Raw genomic sequence first — 17,473 nt, 5'->3', positions numbered from 1 at the left:
CGGTCTTTACCGATTGTGTCAGTTTAGAAATCAAATCAAGTTTATCAGCCGCGCTGAGGTTGGCAAGAAGCTTATAATAGCCATCAACCAGGGCTGTATCTGTGTCGAATGGAGTCATGCCTGCTTCGGTTTGATGTAGTCAAATATAATACAAAAGAATCAACTCATAACCGCTCCTTCACGTCCAGTACGTTAACGTGGTTTTGTGCGGCTTTCTCTAACGTTTCGGGTGTGTAGTCAGACAGTCGCACGTTCTCGGCCATGCGTTTCACCATGTGTTCGCGCACGTAGCGGTCAAGGTGGTGGTTTGCTACGCCATAGCTGAAAAAGAGCGAGACGCGCTCGCCCTGCTGTTCGCGAAACAGGAGGGCAGGCAGGCGATTTTCTAAGCCAACGTGTAGCGGAAGATTCGTCAAACCTTTGAGTCGGCGGGCGTTGCCGCTGTGCAGGGTTCGCAAATCCCACAGCACCACGTCGCCTGCGCGGGTATCAGCAAACACGTCGGAGCCATCGTTCTGCCGGTTGCTGGCGGCTTTGAACCGGATGCCCCCGCTGTAGGTGTCGTGGTTCTGCAAATACACCCCAAACCGAATCATGCGGTAGCTGTCGTCCCAGTCGGCACCCTGTCCGTATTGGTTGCGGTCGAGGTTATCGCGGTGGAAGCCGCGAGTGCCAGTGCCAATCTGATAGGTGCTGTCGCCAAAATAGGTAGGCGTATCACCGAGAATTTCGGTGGCGATGGCAACAATGCGCGGGTCGTAAATAACCCAGCCGAGGCCGTCTTTGCTCAGCAAATCGCCCTTCACCGACGATGCCTGTTTTACCTGCGTCACTAAGCCGCGCTGCTGCTGTTCGTCGCGGTGGCGGTAGGCGGCCTGCCGAAGCTGCGCCACTTCGTCGGGGGTAAACACGTTACGAACGATCAGAAAACCCTGTTGCTGAAACTCTTCCCGGCGTGTCATGATGCTATGCTGTGGTTTCTTTACGTAACGTTCTAAGCCAGATGTTTTGTGCCATCAGTGATGGTTTCGACCCGAACAATCCGGGCCATATCGTCCCAGAAGCTCGGATATGATTTTGCTACTACGCCCGGCTCCTCAATCAAAATTTCGCGCTGCATGGCTACCGGCGCAAACGCCATCGCCATCCGGTGATCGTCGTAGGTAGTGATGAGTGATGAGTGATGAGCGATGAGTGATAAATGGTTCGTTATTCGATATTCAGTGTTCGGAATTACCTCCACCAGCTCCGCGCCAATTTTTTGCAACTCGGTTTGCAGGGCCAGTACGCGGTCGGTTTCTTTAATTTTCAGACTTTCGATGCCCGTCAGCGTCAGGGCGGTGCCGGTCATGGCCGCACACACGGCTACGGTCTGGGCCAGGTCGGGGCAGTCGGTAAAATCCCACGACAGGGCAGGCTGGGCCGGTCGTTTGGTCAGACGCACACCTGTTTCAGTAAACGTGCTTTCTACGCCCAGTGGACGCATGATGTCAGCAATGGCACTGTCGCCCTGCAACGACCGCGCTTTCAGACCCAGCAACTCAATTTCGGTGTCAGCATCGGGTGAGAGGGCCACCACACTGTACCAGTAACTCGCGCCCGACCAATCAGATTCGATGGTATAACTCGTTGGTATGTAGGGTTTTGGCGAAACGTGGATACTCCGTGCACCCCAGTCGGCGGTAACGTCGGCTCCGAAGTGGCGCATCTGTTCGATGGTCATTTCGATATAAGGCCGCGAGCCGATAGCACCGGTCAGGTTCAGTACCAACCCATCGGGCAGGGTAGGGGCAATCATCAGCAGGGCCGAAATGTACTGGCTGCTCACGTCGCCCCGGATGCTCAGTTGATTGTTCCCTGAATACGAAAAACCGTTCAGTTGCAGGGGCGGATAGCCATCCTGGTTGAGGTGCGTAATATCGGCACCGAGCGAGCGCAGCGCATCGGTCAGGATTCCGATGGGTCGCTCACACATGCGCGGGGTGCCGGTCATGGTTTTGCGCTGGCCTGTTACGGCAAAGTAGGCCGTCAGAAACCGCATCGTCGTACCGGCATCGAGTACATCGGCAACCGGGTCTTCTGCTTTTAGCAGCCGAATCATCGTCTGCGTATCGCGGGCGGTCGAGAGGTTTTTCAGATCACCCGCAAAGCCGGTCAGGGCGTTGATAATCAGGGCGCGGTTGCTTTCGCTCTTCGACGAAGCAAGCGGAATCGTAGCCCGAACGGGGCGGGTTGGCGGGGTTAATCGAACGGCGTTCAAGATGGTATAGTGCGCGGGTTGTTGCACGGAGAGTTATTACACAGAGAATTATTACACAGAGATGCACAAAGTAAAAAAAGAGATTCGCAGATACCTCTGTGTGTCTCTATTACCTCTGTGCATCTCTGTGTAACAACTCAGTGTAACAACTCGTCCCAAAAAAACTTTCGCAAAAAACGAAATTCCGGGTAGATTCGGGCATGATTCTCTTAACCAACGCTACTGTTTTTACGGGCGATACGTGGCTGAACGGCGCGTCGGTACGCATCGAGCATGGCCGTATTCGCGAAGTGACCAACGCGCCCGTGTATGATTTCGTCCGGTCGTCGGACGTGATCGACTGCGAGGGCGACTACCTCGTGCCGGGGTTGATCGACCTGCAACTGTACGGCGGTTCGCAACTTTTTTTGAACGATCAGCCCACGCCCGCAACCGTTCGGCATATCTACGAAACCCACGCCCGCAACGGCACTACCACGCTGCTGCCCACCATTCACTCGACGTCGCTCGATGTGATGCAGCAGGCCATAGCTGCCGTGCAGACAGTACGGGCCGAGATGCCGCTGGGTGTGCCGGGTATTCATGTCGAAGGCCCGTATTTTAACCCAATCAAGCGCGGGGCGCACAGCGCGGCTTACGTGCGAACACCCGCCGAAGGTGAACTTGAAACCTTGTTTGCCACCAACGCCGACGTGATTCTGATTCTGACACTCGCGCCCGAAATTCTGACGCCTGAGCAGTTTCAGAAAATTGTTTCGCTTAAACACACTAACACGCGGCTGTCGCTGGGCCACTCGAACGCAACCTACCGGCAGGCGACGGATGCCTTCAACTCAGGGCAAGTACCACTGGCTACGCACCTCTACAACGCTATGCGCGGGTTTGAGAGCCGCGAACCGGGCGTGGTTGGAGCCGTGTTCGACCATCCGACCGTGCGGGCAAGTATCATCGCCGACGGCTACCACTGCGACCCGGCTACGATTCGCATCGCCCATAAATTGCTGAACGGCAGCGAAGACGAACCGGGCCGGTTATTCCTGATTTCGGACGCGCTGTTTGCCAGTTCGCCCGGCCAGCCGGGGCCACGCGCCGAGTTTTCATTAGGTGAATTTATCGTACATCACGAACCGGGCGAATCCACGCCGGGCGAATCCACGCCGGGCGAATCCACGCCGGGCGAATCCACGCCGGGCGAATCCACGCCGGGCGAATCCACGCCGGGCCGGTATGTCAACAACGAGGGCAAATTAGCTGGATCAGCCCTGACGTTGCTCGACTGTGTGCGGGTCTGCGTCGAAAAAGTGGGTCTGTCCTTAACCGACGCGTTGCAAATGGCGACGGTGATTCCGGCGGAGGTGGTTGGGTTGCACGATCAGATTGGGCGCATTCGGCCCGGCTATGCGGCCAATGTGGTGCGGTTAACTAAATCGCTGGCGGTTCAGAGCGTTTGGCGGAGTGGTTTGTAAATGCTCAATTCGTCGTCACCAATGCGTTCGCGGCTTATGATTTGCCCCCGAACAGTTGGGGCTTTTACACCTGCGCCCAACAACTTCGGCGCACGAAACACACGCATCTCATCCCATAAGCCGCTGTCTATAAAGGCGTTAAGCAGCGTTGTGCCACCCTCCACCAATATCGACTGAATGCGCCGGGCGTGCAGTTGACCGATTGACTGATTGAATGCCGCAACGGAGGTTGATTGAATGGGGATGTAGTTGAGATTTGGCGCGTCTGCAGGGGCGGGGTAGGTTTCGTTGTACAGAACGAGCGTCGGCTGCGACCCGTCGAAGAGGTGCAGGTTGGGCGGCAGCAAGAGGTTTCGGTCGAAAACAATGCGCGTAGGGTTGCGCCCGCCTGCCCAGAGCCGCACGTTCAGGCGCGGATTATCGGCGCGGGCGGTGTTGGTGCCAACCATAATCGCGTCTTCTTCGGCCCGCCACCGATGCACGAGCCGCTGCGCCAACGCACCACTAATTTGCGCGGGCCGACCGCCTTCAGCTCCAATAAACCCATCTGCCGTTTCGGCCCATTTCAGAATAAGGTAAGGCCGCTTTTTCTCGACTGCCGTAAAAAAGCGGGCGTTCAGTTGCCGCCCTTCGTCGGCCAGTAACCCCACCCCGACCGGAATGTTGGCCGCCCGCAGTTTGGCAAAGCCGGTGCCCGCCACCAGCGGAAACGGGTCGTCGTTGCAGCAAATGACCCGGCCAATTCGCTTCTCTACCAGCAAATCGGCGCAGGGCGGTTGCTTGCCGAAATGCGAACAGGGTTCGAGCGTCACGTATGCCGTGCTTTCGGGTAACAGCGGCAGGTCGTCGGGACGCACCGAAGCGATGGCGTTGCGTTCGGCGTGGGCTTCGCCATAGCGTTGGTGCCAGCCTTCGCCGATGATGCGCTCCGTGGCGTCATGCACAATCACGCAGCCCACCATTGGGTTCGGGCTGACATGCCCCCGGCCCAGCGCGGCCAGTTCGAGTGCCCGGCGCATATAGAGTTCGTTCATGCGGCAAAGTTGCGTTAAAAACCAAAACGACCCGGAGGATTTCCGGGCCGTCTGGCTGGTAAAGGCAAGGCTCCAGGGGTTATTCCTCGCCGGTGGTTGTTCCTTTGCTGTCGCGACCAGGGCGATTTGCCATGCGCTGTTCTGACGCCTGAGATGTAGTCGAATGGTTGGCTTTGTAATTACGGCTGGCAATGGAAGCCGGGCCGTATACAGGAGCTTCGACCCCGCCCGCTGGCGCAACGCCGGGCTTGGGCTGCTTATAGTTGGTTGCCACACCCTGCGCGTTGGGTGCCACTACCGAAGCTCCGTTTTTTTGTTCCCACTGGCGGGCCTGTGCGGCTTTGTTGGCGTGTTTGTAGTTGCCCGTCGAGTAAGTAGCATCGTAGCGGGCGTTGGTATTCTGGGCAAGAGCCATACCGCTCGTGAGCAGCAGAGTCGTTATAAAAAGGGACGTTTTCATGATCTATGGTCTGTTTGTATTCCCAATCGCTTGCTGATTGGTATGTCACAAATGTCCGGCAGCGGTCTGAAAAAGGAGTTAGAAATGGATTAGAAACCCATTAGAACTGAAATCTTGGTAGTTTTACGCCTAACTAAGAACCTGCTGGCATGGCTACCGCCAAACCTCTATACGAACGACTTCAGAAGAACATTACGGCCTATCCGCCCGAAGAAGCCCGCGAAATGGCCTTTATGCTGCTCGACCATTATTTTGGTCTGCGCAAAACCGACGTGCTGACCGATAAGCCCCTGCCTCCCAATCGTACTGAACCCGACTGGTTTAAGGTTCTGGAGCGGCTCAATCGGCAGGAACCCATTCAGCACGTCATCGGCACTACCATTTTCTGCGGCCTGGAGTTTGAGGTCTCGCCCGACGTGCTTATTCCCCGACCTGAGACTGAAGACCTCGTGCGGTTGATAATGCACGATTTCGCCGACCGTACCGACAATGTTCCCATCGTAGACATCGGCACGGGCAGTGGCTGCATCGCCGTTACACTGGCGCGTTTTCTGCCACAGTCGGTCGTGATGGGCTGGGACGTTTCGGAAAACGCCCTCGCACTGGCCCGTCACAACGCCGATAACCTTAACGCCGACGTTACGTTTGCCATTCAGGACATTCTGAACGTGCCGACCGGCTTCAGCCAGTTTTTCGACGTAGTGGTGAGCAACCCGCCTTACGTGACGCGTTCCGAAGCTGCCGACATGGACCGCAACGTGCTGGACTACGAACCCGGCCTTGCTTTGTTTGTTGAAGACAATGACCCGTTGGTATTCTACAAAGCCGTAGCGGACTTCTGCGTGAAATACCTGACCAAAAACGGGGCTTGTTACGTTGAAATAAACGAACGCTTCGGCGAGGCTACCCGCGCCGTTTTCGCCGAACGCGGGTTCACCAATATTCAGGTCTATAAAGACATTCACGGCAAAGACCGGAGTGTACGGGCAACATTTTGAAGTTATAGAGTTGTAAGGTTGTAGAGTTATAAAGTTGGGGAGCGAACCCGCACCTGCGCAAACTCTATAACATTACAACCCTATAACTATCCAACTTTACAACTCTATAACTATATGCCTACCGTTAACCAATTTGAAGATTTGCAAGCCTGGCAAAAGGCCCGAACACTATCGAAAGCTATTCATCAGGCTACCCGCGACAAGGCGTTTCAGGACGATTATGATTTGAGACGACAGATTCGAAGGGCGGGTGGCTCTGTAATGGATAACATTGCAGAAGGATTTGGACGCGGAAGTCGGGGAGACTTCGTTCAGTTTTTGGGAATTGCTCGGGGATCGCTTACTGAAGTAAAATCGCAGTTATACCGCTCGTTGGATAATGGCTGTTTCGACCGTTTGGTATTTGATGAACTATATACTCAGGCTTCGGAGGTTGGGCGCATGATTGACGGGTTGTTGCTCTATTTAAATAATTCTTCTAACAAAGGAAGGCGTTATTCAAAAGGAGCCGAAAAGACCGACGATGAGCGATAGCCTTACAACTTTACAACCCTACAACTTTATAACCTTACAACTTCCGCAAGGATGCAGGCAACATCATTCACATATCATACTAAAATTCGCGATGTGTTCGCCGAGATGAGTCAGGTTGTGGTGGGGCAGGATCGGCTCCTGAACCGGCTCCTGATTGGTCTTTTTACGGGCGGCCATATCTTGCTCGAAGGGGTGCCGGGGCTGGCCAAAACGCTGACAATCAATACGCTGGCGAAGGTGCTGGAGCTTGATTTTCAGCGGATTCAGTTTACGCCCGATTTGCTGCCCGCCGACCTGATCGGTACGATGATTTTCAACCAGAAAACCGCCGACTTTGAAGTCAAACAGGGACCAATTTTCGCCAATCTGATTCTGGCCGACGAGGTGAATCGGTCGCCCGCCAAAGTACAGGCGGCCCTGCTCGAAGCCATGCAGGAACGGCAGGTAACTATCGGCGACGAAACATTTATATTAGATCGGCCTTTTTTAGTGCTGGCAACGCAAAACCCTGTTGAGCAGGAGGGAACATATCCGCTGCCCGAAGCGCAGGTCGACCGGTTTATGATGAAAGTTTTTGTCGATTACCTGAGCAAAGACGATGAACTGGAGGTGATGCGCCGGATGTCGAATATGAATTTCGACTACGAAGTTCGGCCCGTTCTGGATAAAGATGACCTGGTTGCCATTCGCAATGAAATCAACGGTATCACGATTTCGGAAACGCTCGAACGTTACATCATTGAACTCGTATTTGCCACCCGCCGACCGATGGAGTACAACCTGCGCGACGAAGCCCGCTATATTCAGTTTGGTGTGTCGCCCCGCGCCAGTATCAATCTGAATCTGGCAGCCAAAGCATTGGCCTATTTCGACCGGCGCGATTATGTGTTGCCCGAAGATATTAAAGAAGTGGCCCCCGACGTGTTCAATCACCGTATTATGCTCAACTACGAAGCTGAAGCCGACGGCGTTACGACCTTGCAGGTGATCGACTCTATTCTTCGCAAAGTCGCGATTGGGCGATGAGATGATGTCAATGATGAAGCCAACTGCCGTTTTTCTGCTGGCTGCATTGCTGTTATGTGGGGGAATTTGGCTGTACGGTATCTATTTCGGCACATCGCGTCCGCCCCACCGCCGACCGCCCGGCACCACCTCGCCCGGCAACCGGCGCGTCGAAAAAACCGATGTTGCGTGGCGGAGTCAACTCACCTGGGCGCAGTATCGGGTTATGCGCGAACGCAGCACCGAATGGCCCAACAGCAGCCCGCTCAATCACGAACATCGCCCCGGCACGTTCGTTTGCGCCGGATGTCGTAATCCATTGTTTTCCAGCAAAACCAAGTTTGAATCCGGCACAGGCTGGCCGAGTTTCTACGACCCTGTTGTACCCAATGCCGTTTATACCGAACCCGATGGCAACCGTACCGAAGTGCGCTGTTCGGTCTGCGACGCGCACCTCGGGCATGTTTTCAGCGACGGTCCCGACCCAACCGGCCTGCGGTACTGCATGAATGGCGTAGCAATGGCGTTTGTGCCAGCTACTCCTCCCAGATAACGGCTTCGGGCTGCTGAAACCACGGCTCCATTTTTGGCTCGTAGCGAGCTTCGATTACATTCCGTTTAATCTTCATAGTCGGCGTCATCAGGTTGTTGTCTACCGTCCAGGTTTCTTTCACCACAACCACTTTTTTGACGTGTTCGTAGGTGTGCAGTTTAGGGTTCAGGTGGCGCAGTGTTTGCTCCAAGCTTTGGCTCACAAGCTGCCGGTCGGTCGTGCGGCCTGTCTCGGACAGTACAACCAGCGCAACAGGCTGGGGAAGGTGCTGACCGCCTACGCAAATCTGCTCGATGTAAGTATTGTCGGCGAAACCGAATTCGATTTGTGCGGGCGCAATAAACTCGCCTTTGGGGCTTTTGTACATTTCTTTCACCCGGCCAGTGATGCGCAGGTAACCTTCGCTGTCGAGTTCGCCCACGTCGCCGGTGGCTAACCAACCGTCTTTCAGCACGGCGTCGGTAAGGGCGGGTTCGCGGTAGTAGCCCCGCATGAGCCAGCCGCAGCGGGTCGACACTTCGCCTGTTTTTGGGTCGATTTTTACCTCTACACCGTCGTAGAGTTTGCCTACCGTGCCATCCTTGATCTGATCGGACGGCATCATCGACACGGCTCCGGTGTTTTCGGTCATGCCGTAGGCTTCCTGAATGGTAATGCCAATACGCCGGAACCACCGAATCAGCGATGCGGGCATGGGGGCGGCTCCGGTCAAAATCAGTCTGGCGTCGTTCAAACCCAGGCCCTTGCGGATTTTCTTCTTGACCAGGCCCGATATGATGGGTATTTTTAGTAGCCGGTCTAATTTTTCCTGGGGCAGCTTCGCCAGAACGCCCTGCTGCAACTTGGTCCAGATGCGCGGTACGGCCAGAAAATGCGTAGGCCGGGCGGCTTGCAGATTTTTGGCGAACGTATCGAGCGATTCGGTAAAATAAACGGTGCCGCCCGTAGCTAAACTGGTGGCTTCCACAATATTACGTTCGGCTACGTGGCAAAGCGGCAGGTACGAGAAAAAGCGCGTTTCGGGCAGGTCGTGATGCAGGCGGGATTTGGTGCCGGCAATGGCGTTACGCATGGAGGCATAATCCATCATTACGCCCTTCGGATTGCCCGTAGTGCCGGAAGTATAAATGATTGTGTACAGGTCGTCGGGGTCGGGGAGGGGGCTTTCGGTTTGCGGCTCGTAGGTTGCCATAATATCGTCCCACTGTCTACAGTCGGGATCAGGGGCCGACGAGTTGGGGCGATAATCGGGAAACGCAATGCCCTGAACGCCATCGGGAACGCCCGGTTTAACAGCCTCCCAGTTGTCGATTTTACCCACGAACAGCACCTGGCATCCGCTATGGTCGAGAACCTGTCGTAGTTGATCGGCGGTAAGAGTGGGATAAAACGGCACCGACACGTGGCCGCTAATGAGAATGGCAATGTCGGCAATGATCCAGTGGGCGCAGTTTTTAGAAATCAGCCCGATGTTGCTGTGGGGCGGCAGGCCGAGCGAGTTGATGTAGGTGGCTAATCGGCGGGCCTGCTGACCTACTTCGCCCCAGGTGAAGTCAATATAACTGTCGCCGACCGGCTGGCGCAGGTAAACGTTCGTGGGCCGCTGCTGCTCCCACTGATAAAAGGACTCAACGAGCGTTTTTACGCCCGACTGCTGACGAACGACCGTTTCCATGACGCACTTGGTTTTAAACGAATTTTATAAATTGCTAACGAAATAGTTAAACTGAAAATTAGAAAAGTAGTATGAATCTACTCATCAGACTTGGACAGATTCTACTAACAAGTATAGTTATTCTGATTGTGGTTGGAACGGTGGCGTTTTACCGGCGCGACATTCCAGTTAATGAACTAAAAGCAAAATACGCCAACGCGGCTTCCCGCTTCGTTACGGTCGATGGCTTATCGGTTCATTACCGCGCCGAAGGAACGCCCGCCCGCGATTCGGTGCCACTGGTGTTGCTGCACGGCACGGGTGCCAGCTTGCTCACGTGGGATGGTTGGGTGCGTGATCTCGGCACTGACCGGCGCATGATCCGGCTCGATCTGCCCGCCCATGGCCTGACCGGTCCGAACGCCACCAACAGCTATTCGGGCGATTATTACGTGCGGTTTCTGACCGAATTTTTAGATAAAACCGGCGTTCGGCAGTGCGACCTCGGTGGCAATTCACTGGGTGGGGCCGTGGCGTGGCGGTTCGCGCTGGCCCACCCTGGCCGGGTTCGGCGGTTGGTACTGGTCGATGCGGGTGGCTATCCGGCAGTGTCAAAAAGTGTACCGCTGGCGTTTCAGCTGGCCCGCATTCCGGTCATAAACCGATTCATTGCGTTTCTGACGCCCCGCTCAATTGTTGAACAAAGCCTGAAAAACGTGTATGCCGACGACAGCCGCGTGACGCCCCAGTTAGTCGATCAATACATGGACATGGCCCTGCGAACGGGCAATCGGCGGGCGTTTGTGAGCCGGATGACCGCCCCGCCCGATTCGGCCTGGCAGCGCATCGGCCAAATCCGGCAACCGACGCTCATTCTCTGGGGGCAGCAGGACCGGTTAATTCCAGTTCAAAACGCCTACCGCTTTCAGCGCGACCTGCCCAACGACACGCTCGTCATCATGCCCAACGCGGGCCACGTCCCGATGGAAGAACGCCCCCACGAATCGGCCCGGATTGTGCGGGCGTTTTTGAAGATTCTCCGATAACTACTTATTTAGGTTTATATTTACTGCTTCATGACGTAGAACATGCCATGAGATCAAGTAACGTTTTAGGGTTATTCAGATGAGAATTATTGATCTGTTCGCAGGTATTGGCGGAATAAGGTTAGGATTTGAGGCTCATGGTTGCGACTGTGTTTTTACGTCAGAGTGGGACAGCGACGCGCAGAAAATGTATGAAGCCAACTACGGTCATTTACCGCACGGAGACATTACCAAAATTGCTCCTGACGAAATACCAGATCATGACATTTTGCTCGGTGGATTTCCCTGCCAGCCGTTTAGCATTATTGGAAAATCGCTTGGTTTTGCTGACACAAGGGGTACGTTATTTTTTAACATTGAGGAAATTTTACGTGTCAAGAAGCCATACGCTTTCATGCTGGAAAATGTTAAACAGTTACAATCACACGACAAAGGCCGGACGCTGACCGTAATAAAAGAGAAATTAGAAGAACTTGGGTATTTTGTACATATCAAAGTCTTGAACGCTCTTGATTTTGGCGTTCCACAGAAACGAGAACGTACTATCATTGTCGGATTTAAAGACGATTTAGAGTTTACATTCCCTAAGCCATTAGGGTATTACAAGCCGCTTTCGTCTGTTTTGGAGCCGGATGAAACTGTAGATACCTCCTACTTTGCGTCTGAAAAAATAGCAAATAGTCGATTCGAGAAAGTAAGAAAAACGTTCATAACGCCATCTATTTGGCATGAAAACAAAGGAGGTAACATATCGGCTTTGCCGTACTCGTGTGCGTTGCGTGCAGGAGCATCATACAATTACTTGCTTGTGAATGGAAAAAGGCGCCTTACATCAAGGGAAATGCTACGATTGCAGGGGTTTCCAGAGACGTTTAAAATTGTCGTCGGTTATCAGGCAATGAGAAAGCTGACCGGAAATAGCGTAGCCGTTCCGGTTATGGAAGCGGTAGCCGGTCAAATGATGGCAGCTATTAAGAATAGGAAACTGAAAAAACGGACTGCCCAATATAAACAGCTAAACTTATTGGAGGTAATCGACGCATGAACATCGCAGAAGCCAAAGCCGCGCTTGACAGTCTAATCAAAAAAAGTCGCGTTCATTTGTACAAACCGATTCAGATAGCAGAAATACTACATCGCGATAGGGTACATAAAGACATCGATCTACAAAACCTCAATAGTTATCGTAATGGGTCGAAAGCATGGCGCGATGCGATTACAAACAGATTTGTAGGCCGCAGTAGTACCTCATCAGCCCGTTATCAGGATGATATTTTTAACGAAAATGCCATCCCACCCCACGTTTTGTCTGTTTTAGGCGCGGAAAACGCAGCTAAAGGGGGGATTGTCGAAGCGTATATTTATCGGCGTTTTACAGACCGCTTTTCGCAAATGTCATCTGCTTTGCAATACAGCGACGAAAATGATCGCGGTACATTCAGCATACTCGAGTTTATCAATCTGTTTTGGCACAACCCCGGCTTACGGCGAAGCATCGACAAAATTTACGAAGTGGTTGTTTATTCTCTTTTTTCGGTTCTTGTCGAAGCGTTGGAAGTGTCGGTAACTATTAGCATCAACGAGGAGAAAGCTGATGTTTTGGCGGAGTTTGAAGACTTCACTAAAATGGTTGTTGGTTTGTCATCAGACAACAGGCTGTTGCACACTCCTGCCCGAATCTACCGGGTTGGCGTTACAAATGCGGCTGACCGTGGCCTTGATATGTATGCCAACTTTGGAATGGCAATACAAATAAAACACTTGTCATTGACCCCTGAGTTGGCAGAAAATATTGTGGGTTCTGTCACGGCGGACCGTATTGTAATTGTATGCAAAGCAGGAGAGAAAGCGTTGATTGTGTCGCTTCTCAATCAGATAGGATGGAAAGCCCGTATTCAAAGTATCATTACCGAAAATGATCTTGAAATCTGGTACGAACGAGCATTGAGGGGCAAATTTGGTCAGGAAATCGGTGACAAGATGTTACTGACGCTCAAAGAACAGATAATAGCCGAGTTTCCGGCGTCAAATAACGCTGAGTTTACACAGTTTTATGAAGGGCGGAATTACAACCTGCTAACAGACGACGCTTGGGTTTAAGCACTCGTGTAGGCAGATTTCTGGTAATTACCCTCACTCCTTCTTCTTCCGTTTCTGCCGCCAGCGTTTGTAATCGGCGGTGAAGTTTTCCAGAAAAAACGCCGGGCCTACTGACATGTACCAGCCGTTGTAATTGATCTGGCTGGCCGGAATGTCGCGTTTGAGCGTGAAGCGATGGCCCGCCAGAAAATTGACGCCAAACCAGCGCAAAGGCCGAAACCAGCGCGGATGCGGAAACATATACGACAGCCCGACGCCCACGCCCGCCGGAATGAAATGGCCCTTCGCCAGTTCGGGTTCGTTGGGGCGTTCGTGCGTGTGTTCGTAGCGCGACCAGCCGTAGCCAATTTCGAGCGGCAAACTCACTTCAAACGTTTTGTGGCGGAACACAAACGGCTCATAATTCAGCGTGGCATAACGTAATCGGCGCGTAATCGACTCCGACGTGTTGGGCAGCAGACCGGGCTGATCGATGGTTTGGTTGGTGAAGAAAAAACCGACGCCCGCCCGAAAACCCACCGGTCGTCCGTTGGTGAGGCCGGGGCGGGGACGTTTCAGCGGAAATAGAAAACCGGCCTGAACACCCCAAACATTAACGGGTACACGTCTGTCGTCGCTGTTGCGGGTGTCGTTAAAATAGAAAAATCGCTGGTCGGTCTGGGCCGAAAATGTCAGTGAGGTAGGGCGTTGGGCCGGAGTAGAGTCGGGCGAAACCATAAGCCGGGCGGTCTGTTGCGCCCAAACCGGTCTGCCGATTGACATCCATGCCAAAACTATCCAACAAACGAACCCTATTCTCATCATGCCTGACTAACGTTGACATACACATAACCCGTCTGCCCACCCCTCGGTTATAGTAATCCGCGCCAATACCCGTCTTTACTGCCTACTAACGGCTATCTGTTTACTGAAAATGATTGCTCCTCCACCCTGGACTCTAACCGGCGATGGCCTGATTCTGATCGCGCATTTTCCTGAACCGTTTGTGCGGGCGCAGGGGTTTCTGGCTCCATATCAGCAGACCGCTTACCGGGGCTGGATCGGAACGGTTATGCTGGTCGACTATAAAACCTCGGCGGTGGGGCCGTATCGCGAACTGCTGTTTATTCCCGGCCTGTTCCGGTTTGGCGATACCACCAGCTTTTCGATCTCAAAAATCTACGTGTCGAGCGAAGACAGCGTCTGGAACGGACGCCAGAACTGGGGCATTCCGAAAGAATTTGCCGATTTTTCGTTCGAGACTAATGCCGACGGGAGCCGCTCCATAACGGTGAGCCAGAACGGACAGTCGTTTTTGAGCCTGCGGGCCAAACCCTGGGGGCCACGTTTTCCGATTACCACCAAACTGATGCCCGGCTTCCGGGTCATGCAGGAGCGGCTCGACCGGCCCGGTTATGAGCCGCCGGGCCTGTTGCTAACGCGACCATCGGCGTCGGGTGCGGCCCGGCTATCGACACTGTCGGGAGTAGAAACCGACATACGATTTTTTCCGGATTTGAGCCAGATCAAACCGTTGGCGGTGTTGTCGGTCGAAAATTTTCGGATGACGTTTCCAGTGCCGGAAGCCCGCTGACTAACATTCTACATGGCTGAAAATGTGGACATAAACGGCTGAAAAGGCATAATCGATGCGTATGCAGCCCAAAAAACCATTGTTATTGGCTTATGTGACTACCGGTAGAATAAGTAGAACCCGTTGTTTTCGGGTTTTTGACGCTGAGATTCCAACACACCTAAACCGTGCCCCAAAAGCCCTACGCGAACTACTCGGTCGAGGAATTAGCCCTCGACGACCTGTTTGTCCGATGGATTCAGCATCCTGACGATGAAGAGGTATCGGCGTACTGGCAAATGTGGCTTCATAACAATCCCGGTCGTGCCGAAACGGTCGATCTGGCCCGCCAACTGATTCTAACAGCTTCCCAATCGACGGTAACAGACCTTTCTTTGCATGAGTCATCGACCGTGTGGGGGCGTATTCGCGAATCGTTACAGGGGCTGGAAGACATCCGCCCACTTCAGCCTGACCTGCGCCGGTTTATTGGCTGGTGGTACTTCCTGCGAACCGTAGCGGCTACGGTAGGGGTTGTTTCACTCATTGGCTGGGCGTTCTGGATGCAATTTGGACCCGACCAATCGGTGCGAACCGTTAGCACGGCCACGGGCCAAACCCGCAACCTGCGATTACCCGACAATTCGCAGGTGACACTCTACGGCAACAGTTCAATGCGCTACGCCCGGCAGTGGGGCGACGAAACGCCGAGAGCCGTGTGGCTCGAAGGCACCGCCGACTTCTCCGTAAAACATCGCAACGACACAGCATCGGCTCGGCTGTTTCGCGTGCATACGCCCGACCTTACTATTGAAGCCGTTGGTACAGCCTTTCGGGTGCGGCAACGCCCGGAATGTACGCACGTCTGCCTGAAATCAGGTCAGGCAAATCTGTTGTTGAAACAACACAAACCCATCCGGCTCGAACCCGGCGACTCGGTAGAGGTGATGGCCGGTTTGGTGCAGCGGTTTGAGTTACCTACCGCCAGCAAGCGTAAGTAGAAACCGAAAACGACGGGCTTATATGTACAACTCAACATCATTGCAAACCTTATTTATCAGTAAGCCAGCGGCTTATACTGATTATTCCTCCCCTTCTTTTCTATGAACGAGACTGTAAACCGACGACAGTTTCTCCGAACCACCGGCCTGTCGGCGCTGGCTCTTGCAGCCGGTGTCGATGGCTGGGCCGGATTAACCAAAAAATCAGGACTCCAGATTGCCTACTCAGCTATTACCTGGGGCGGCAACGACGCGCAGGCCATTGCCGACCTGGCCGCTCTGGGCTACCGGGGCATTCAACTTCGGGCCAACACCTTCGGGCCATACAAAGCCAAACCGTCGGAACTGAAAGCACTGCTCGATCAGCACAAACTTAAACTGGCGATGTTTTCGAGTGGCAATGTTGAAATCGACCCGGCTAAAGAGCAGAGTACCATCGACATGCACGTGGCCCATGCCAGTTTTGTAAAAGCATTAGGCGGGTCGGCCATTCAGTTGACCAACAGCGTGCGACCCAAAGACCGGCCTCCTACCACCGACGAACTGAAACGGCTGGCGGCTGTGATGAACGAAATTGGCAGGCAAACTGCCGACATGGGCATACAGGCCGCCTACCACAACCACATGAATCAGCTTGGCGAAACGCCCGAAGAAGTCGATGTGATTGTGCAGGCCATGAACCCCAAGTATTGCAAATTGCTGCTCGATATTGCCCATTACCGGCAGGGGGGCGGCTTGCCCGAAAATGCTGTGCGGCAGTACAAAGACATGTTATATGCGTTGCACCTGAAAGACACGATGTCGCCCCTGCCCGACAAGCCTAACGACCCGAAAGCATACCGATTCGTAGAACTGGGTCGGGGTAATGTAAATGTTCCGGCGGTATTTAACGCGTTGGACGACATTGGGTTTGCCGGTTGGGGCGTAATTGAATTAGACGGCGTGCCGGAGAAAGACAAAACGCCCGCTCAATGCGCGCAAATCAATAAAGATTACATCACCAAGACACTAAAACATCTTCTGTAACAGAGGTAAATAGTACACTGTTTGCTTATGCCTATTTTCCTGTTCTTGTTCTTTCTGGTTGTAGTTGATACACCCCCGACGCCAAACACGCTGACCGATAAAGAAAAACGGGCAGGCTGGAAACTGCTGTTCGATGGTAAAACGACCAATGGCTGGCGCGGAGCCTATGCCGATAAATTTCCCGAACGCGGCTGGTCGGTGCAGGATGGTATGCTCACGATTCAACAATCTGATGGCTCAGAATCGCAAAGCTTTGGCGACATTGTCACGACTGGCGAGTATGCTGATTTTGAGATAACGTTTGATTTTAAATTGACTGAAGGAGCCAATAGTGGCCTTAAATATTTTGTGGTCGAGCATCAGCCGAAACCGGCGGGGTCGGCGTTTGGGCTGGAATTTCAGGTGCTGGACGACGACAAACACCCCGATGCCAAAAAAGGACGTGATGGAAATCGCACGGTCGGTTCGCTATACGACCTGATTCCGGCCACGGGCAAGCAGGCCAACGCTATCGGAGAGTGGAACACGGGCCGTATCATCTCCAAAGGAACACACGTTGAACACTGGCTCAACGGCAAGAAAGTAGTAGACTACGAGCGCGGCAGCGAAAAGTTTCGTGAACTGGTTGCCATGAGCAAATACAGCGCACCCGATTATAATGCACACGGTCGGTTTGGGGAAGCTCCCAAAGGTCACATTCTTTTACAGGACCACGGCAACCGGGTGTACTACAGGAATATGAAAATCAGAACGTTATAATTTTCTAACCAATTGCTTTTCAGGC

Annotated in this window: 18 protein-coding genes; 12 read left to right on the top strand and 6 right to left on the bottom strand. The window is 53.4% G+C overall.

Features of this window, described 5'->3' with window-relative positions; translation table 11 throughout:
* Positions 1 to 164 precede the first annotated feature (164 nt).
* Complete coding sequence (locus AWR27_RS10620; protein ID WP_077131156.1) at positions 165 to 962, bottom strand: phytanoyl-CoA dioxygenase family protein; 798 nt, start codon at positions 960 to 962, stop codon at positions 165 to 167.
* 32 nt (positions 963 to 994) lie between these two features.
* Positions 995 to 2,260 (bottom strand): 3-phosphoshikimate 1-carboxyvinyltransferase, encoded by a 1,266-nt coding sequence (locus tag AWR27_RS10615; RefSeq protein WP_077131155.1) that lies wholly within the window; start codon positions 2,258 to 2,260, stop codon positions 995 to 997.
* A gap of 200 nt (positions 2,261 to 2,460) precedes the next feature.
* On the opposite strand from AWR27_RS10615, the gene AWR27_RS10610 reads away from it, so the two are divergent.
* Positions 2,461 to 3,726: an N-acetylglucosamine-6-phosphate deacetylase gene (locus AWR27_RS10610; protein WP_077131154.1), complete on the top strand. Its 1,266-nt coding sequence runs from the start codon at positions 2,461 to 2,463 to the stop codon at positions 3,724 to 3,726.
* On the opposite strand, the gene ribD is transcribed toward AWR27_RS10610, so the two are convergent.
* Together ribD and AWR27_RS10600 are read right to left on the bottom strand one after the other, a co-directional pair.
* Positions 3,699 to 4,760 (bottom strand): bifunctional diaminohydroxyphosphoribosylaminopyrimidine deaminase/5-amino-6-(5-phosphoribosylamino)uracil reductase RibD, encoded by a 1,062-nt coding sequence (ribD, locus tag AWR27_RS10605; protein WP_077131153.1) that lies wholly within the window; start codon positions 4,758 to 4,760, stop codon positions 3,699 to 3,701. The genes AWR27_RS10610 and ribD overlap by 28 nt on opposite strands.
* Before the next feature lie 79 nt (positions 4,761 to 4,839).
* Positions 4,840 to 5,220: a hypothetical protein gene (locus AWR27_RS10600; protein WP_077131152.1), complete on the bottom strand. Its 381-nt coding sequence runs from the start codon at positions 5,218 to 5,220 to the stop codon at positions 4,840 to 4,842.
* A 149-nt stretch (positions 5,221 to 5,369) separates the two neighbouring features.
* Here AWR27_RS10600 and prmC point away from each other — a divergent pair, with 149 nt between their 5' ends.
* From prmC to msrB, 4 genes are all read left to right on the top strand, one after another.
* On the top strand, positions 5,370 to 6,218 hold the full coding sequence (prmC, locus tag AWR27_RS10595) for a peptide chain release factor N(5)-glutamine methyltransferase (RefSeq protein ID WP_077131151.1): 849 nt from the start codon (positions 5,370 to 5,372) through the stop codon (positions 6,216 to 6,218).
* Positions 6,219 to 6,332: 114 nt separating this feature from the next.
* A complete protein-coding gene (locus AWR27_RS10590) occupies positions 6,333 to 6,752 on the top strand; it encodes a four helix bundle protein (protein WP_077131150.1) in 420 nt (139 codons plus the stop codon).
* 51 nt (positions 6,753 to 6,803) lie between these two features.
* Entirely contained in the window at positions 6,804 to 7,778 is a 975-nt protein-coding gene (locus AWR27_RS10585; protein WP_077131149.1) for an AAA family ATPase, read from the top strand.
* A 13-nt stretch (positions 7,779 to 7,791) separates the two neighbouring features.
* Positions 7,792 to 8,310: a peptide-methionine (R)-S-oxide reductase MsrB gene (gene msrB / locus AWR27_RS10580; protein WP_077133920.1), complete on the top strand. Its 519-nt coding sequence runs from the start codon at positions 7,792 to 7,794 to the stop codon at positions 8,308 to 8,310.
* Here the strand turns inward: msrB and AWR27_RS10575 are convergent.
* Positions 8,294 to 9,985 (bottom strand): AMP-binding protein, encoded by a 1,692-nt coding sequence (locus AWR27_RS10575; RefSeq protein WP_077131148.1) that lies wholly within the window; start codon positions 9,983 to 9,985, stop codon positions 8,294 to 8,296. The genes msrB and AWR27_RS10575 overlap by 17 nt on opposite strands.
* Before the next feature lie 71 nt (positions 9,986 to 10,056).
* Here AWR27_RS10575 and AWR27_RS10570 point away from each other — a divergent pair, with 71 nt between their 5' ends.
* The 3 genes from AWR27_RS10570 (at position 10,057) to AWR27_RS10560 (ending at position 13,110) form a co-directional block, all read left to right on the top strand.
* The gene (locus tag AWR27_RS10570; RefSeq protein WP_077131147.1) at positions 10,057 to 11,010 is read left to right on the top strand and encodes an alpha/beta fold hydrolase; all 954 of its coding nucleotides are present in this window, start codon (positions 10,057 to 10,059) and stop codon (positions 11,008 to 11,010) included.
* Positions 11,011 to 11,089: 79 nt separating this feature from the next.
* Positions 11,090 to 12,055: a DNA cytosine methyltransferase gene (dcm, locus tag AWR27_RS10565; RefSeq protein WP_077131146.1), complete on the top strand. Its 966-nt coding sequence runs from the start codon at positions 11,090 to 11,092 to the stop codon at positions 12,053 to 12,055.
* Positions 12,052 to 13,110: a HaeII family restriction endonuclease gene (locus tag AWR27_RS10560; protein WP_077131145.1), complete on the top strand. Its 1,059-nt coding sequence runs from the start codon at positions 12,052 to 12,054 to the stop codon at positions 13,108 to 13,110. Before dcm ends, AWR27_RS10560 begins: the two co-directional genes overlap by 4 nt.
* Before the next feature lie 33 nt (positions 13,111 to 13,143).
* Here the strand turns inward: AWR27_RS10560 and AWR27_RS10555 are convergent, their stop codons facing one another.
* Complete coding sequence (locus tag AWR27_RS10555) at positions 13,144 to 13,872, bottom strand: cytochrome P450 (RefSeq protein WP_232326031.1); 729 nt, start codon at positions 13,870 to 13,872, stop codon at positions 13,144 to 13,146.
* Positions 13,873 to 14,023: 151 nt separating this feature from the next.
* On the opposite strand from AWR27_RS10555, the gene AWR27_RS10550 reads away from it, so the two are divergent.
* The 4 genes from AWR27_RS10550 (at position 14,024) to AWR27_RS10535 (ending at position 17,448) form a co-directional block, all read left to right on the top strand.
* Entirely contained in the window at positions 14,024 to 14,683 is a 660-nt protein-coding gene (locus AWR27_RS10550; protein ID WP_077131143.1) for an acetoacetate decarboxylase family protein, read from the top strand.
* 167 nt (positions 14,684 to 14,850) lie between these two features.
* Entirely contained in the window at positions 14,851 to 15,663 is an 813-nt protein-coding gene (locus tag AWR27_RS10545) for a FecR family protein (protein WP_077131142.1), read from the top strand.
* Between the two features lie 102 nt (positions 15,664 to 15,765).
* Positions 15,766 to 16,689, top strand: a complete 924-nt coding sequence (locus tag AWR27_RS10540) for a sugar phosphate isomerase/epimerase family protein (protein ID WP_077131141.1) — start codon at positions 15,766 to 15,768, stop codon at positions 16,687 to 16,689.
* Positions 16,690 to 16,716: 27 nt separating this feature from the next.
* Positions 16,717 to 17,448, top strand: coding sequence for a 3-keto-disaccharide hydrolase (locus AWR27_RS10535; RefSeq protein ID WP_077131140.1), 732 nt, complete (start codon positions 16,717 to 16,719; stop codon positions 17,446 to 17,448).
* The last annotated feature ends 25 nt before the right edge of the window (positions 17,449 to 17,473 follow it).

The sequence above is a fragment of the Spirosoma montaniterrae genome, from assembly GCF_001988955.1.
Taxonomy (GTDB): Bacteria; Bacteroidota; Bacteroidia; order Cytophagales; family Spirosomataceae; genus Spirosoma; species Spirosoma montaniterrae.
This window is presented reverse-complemented; position numbering and strand designations above follow the sequence as displayed.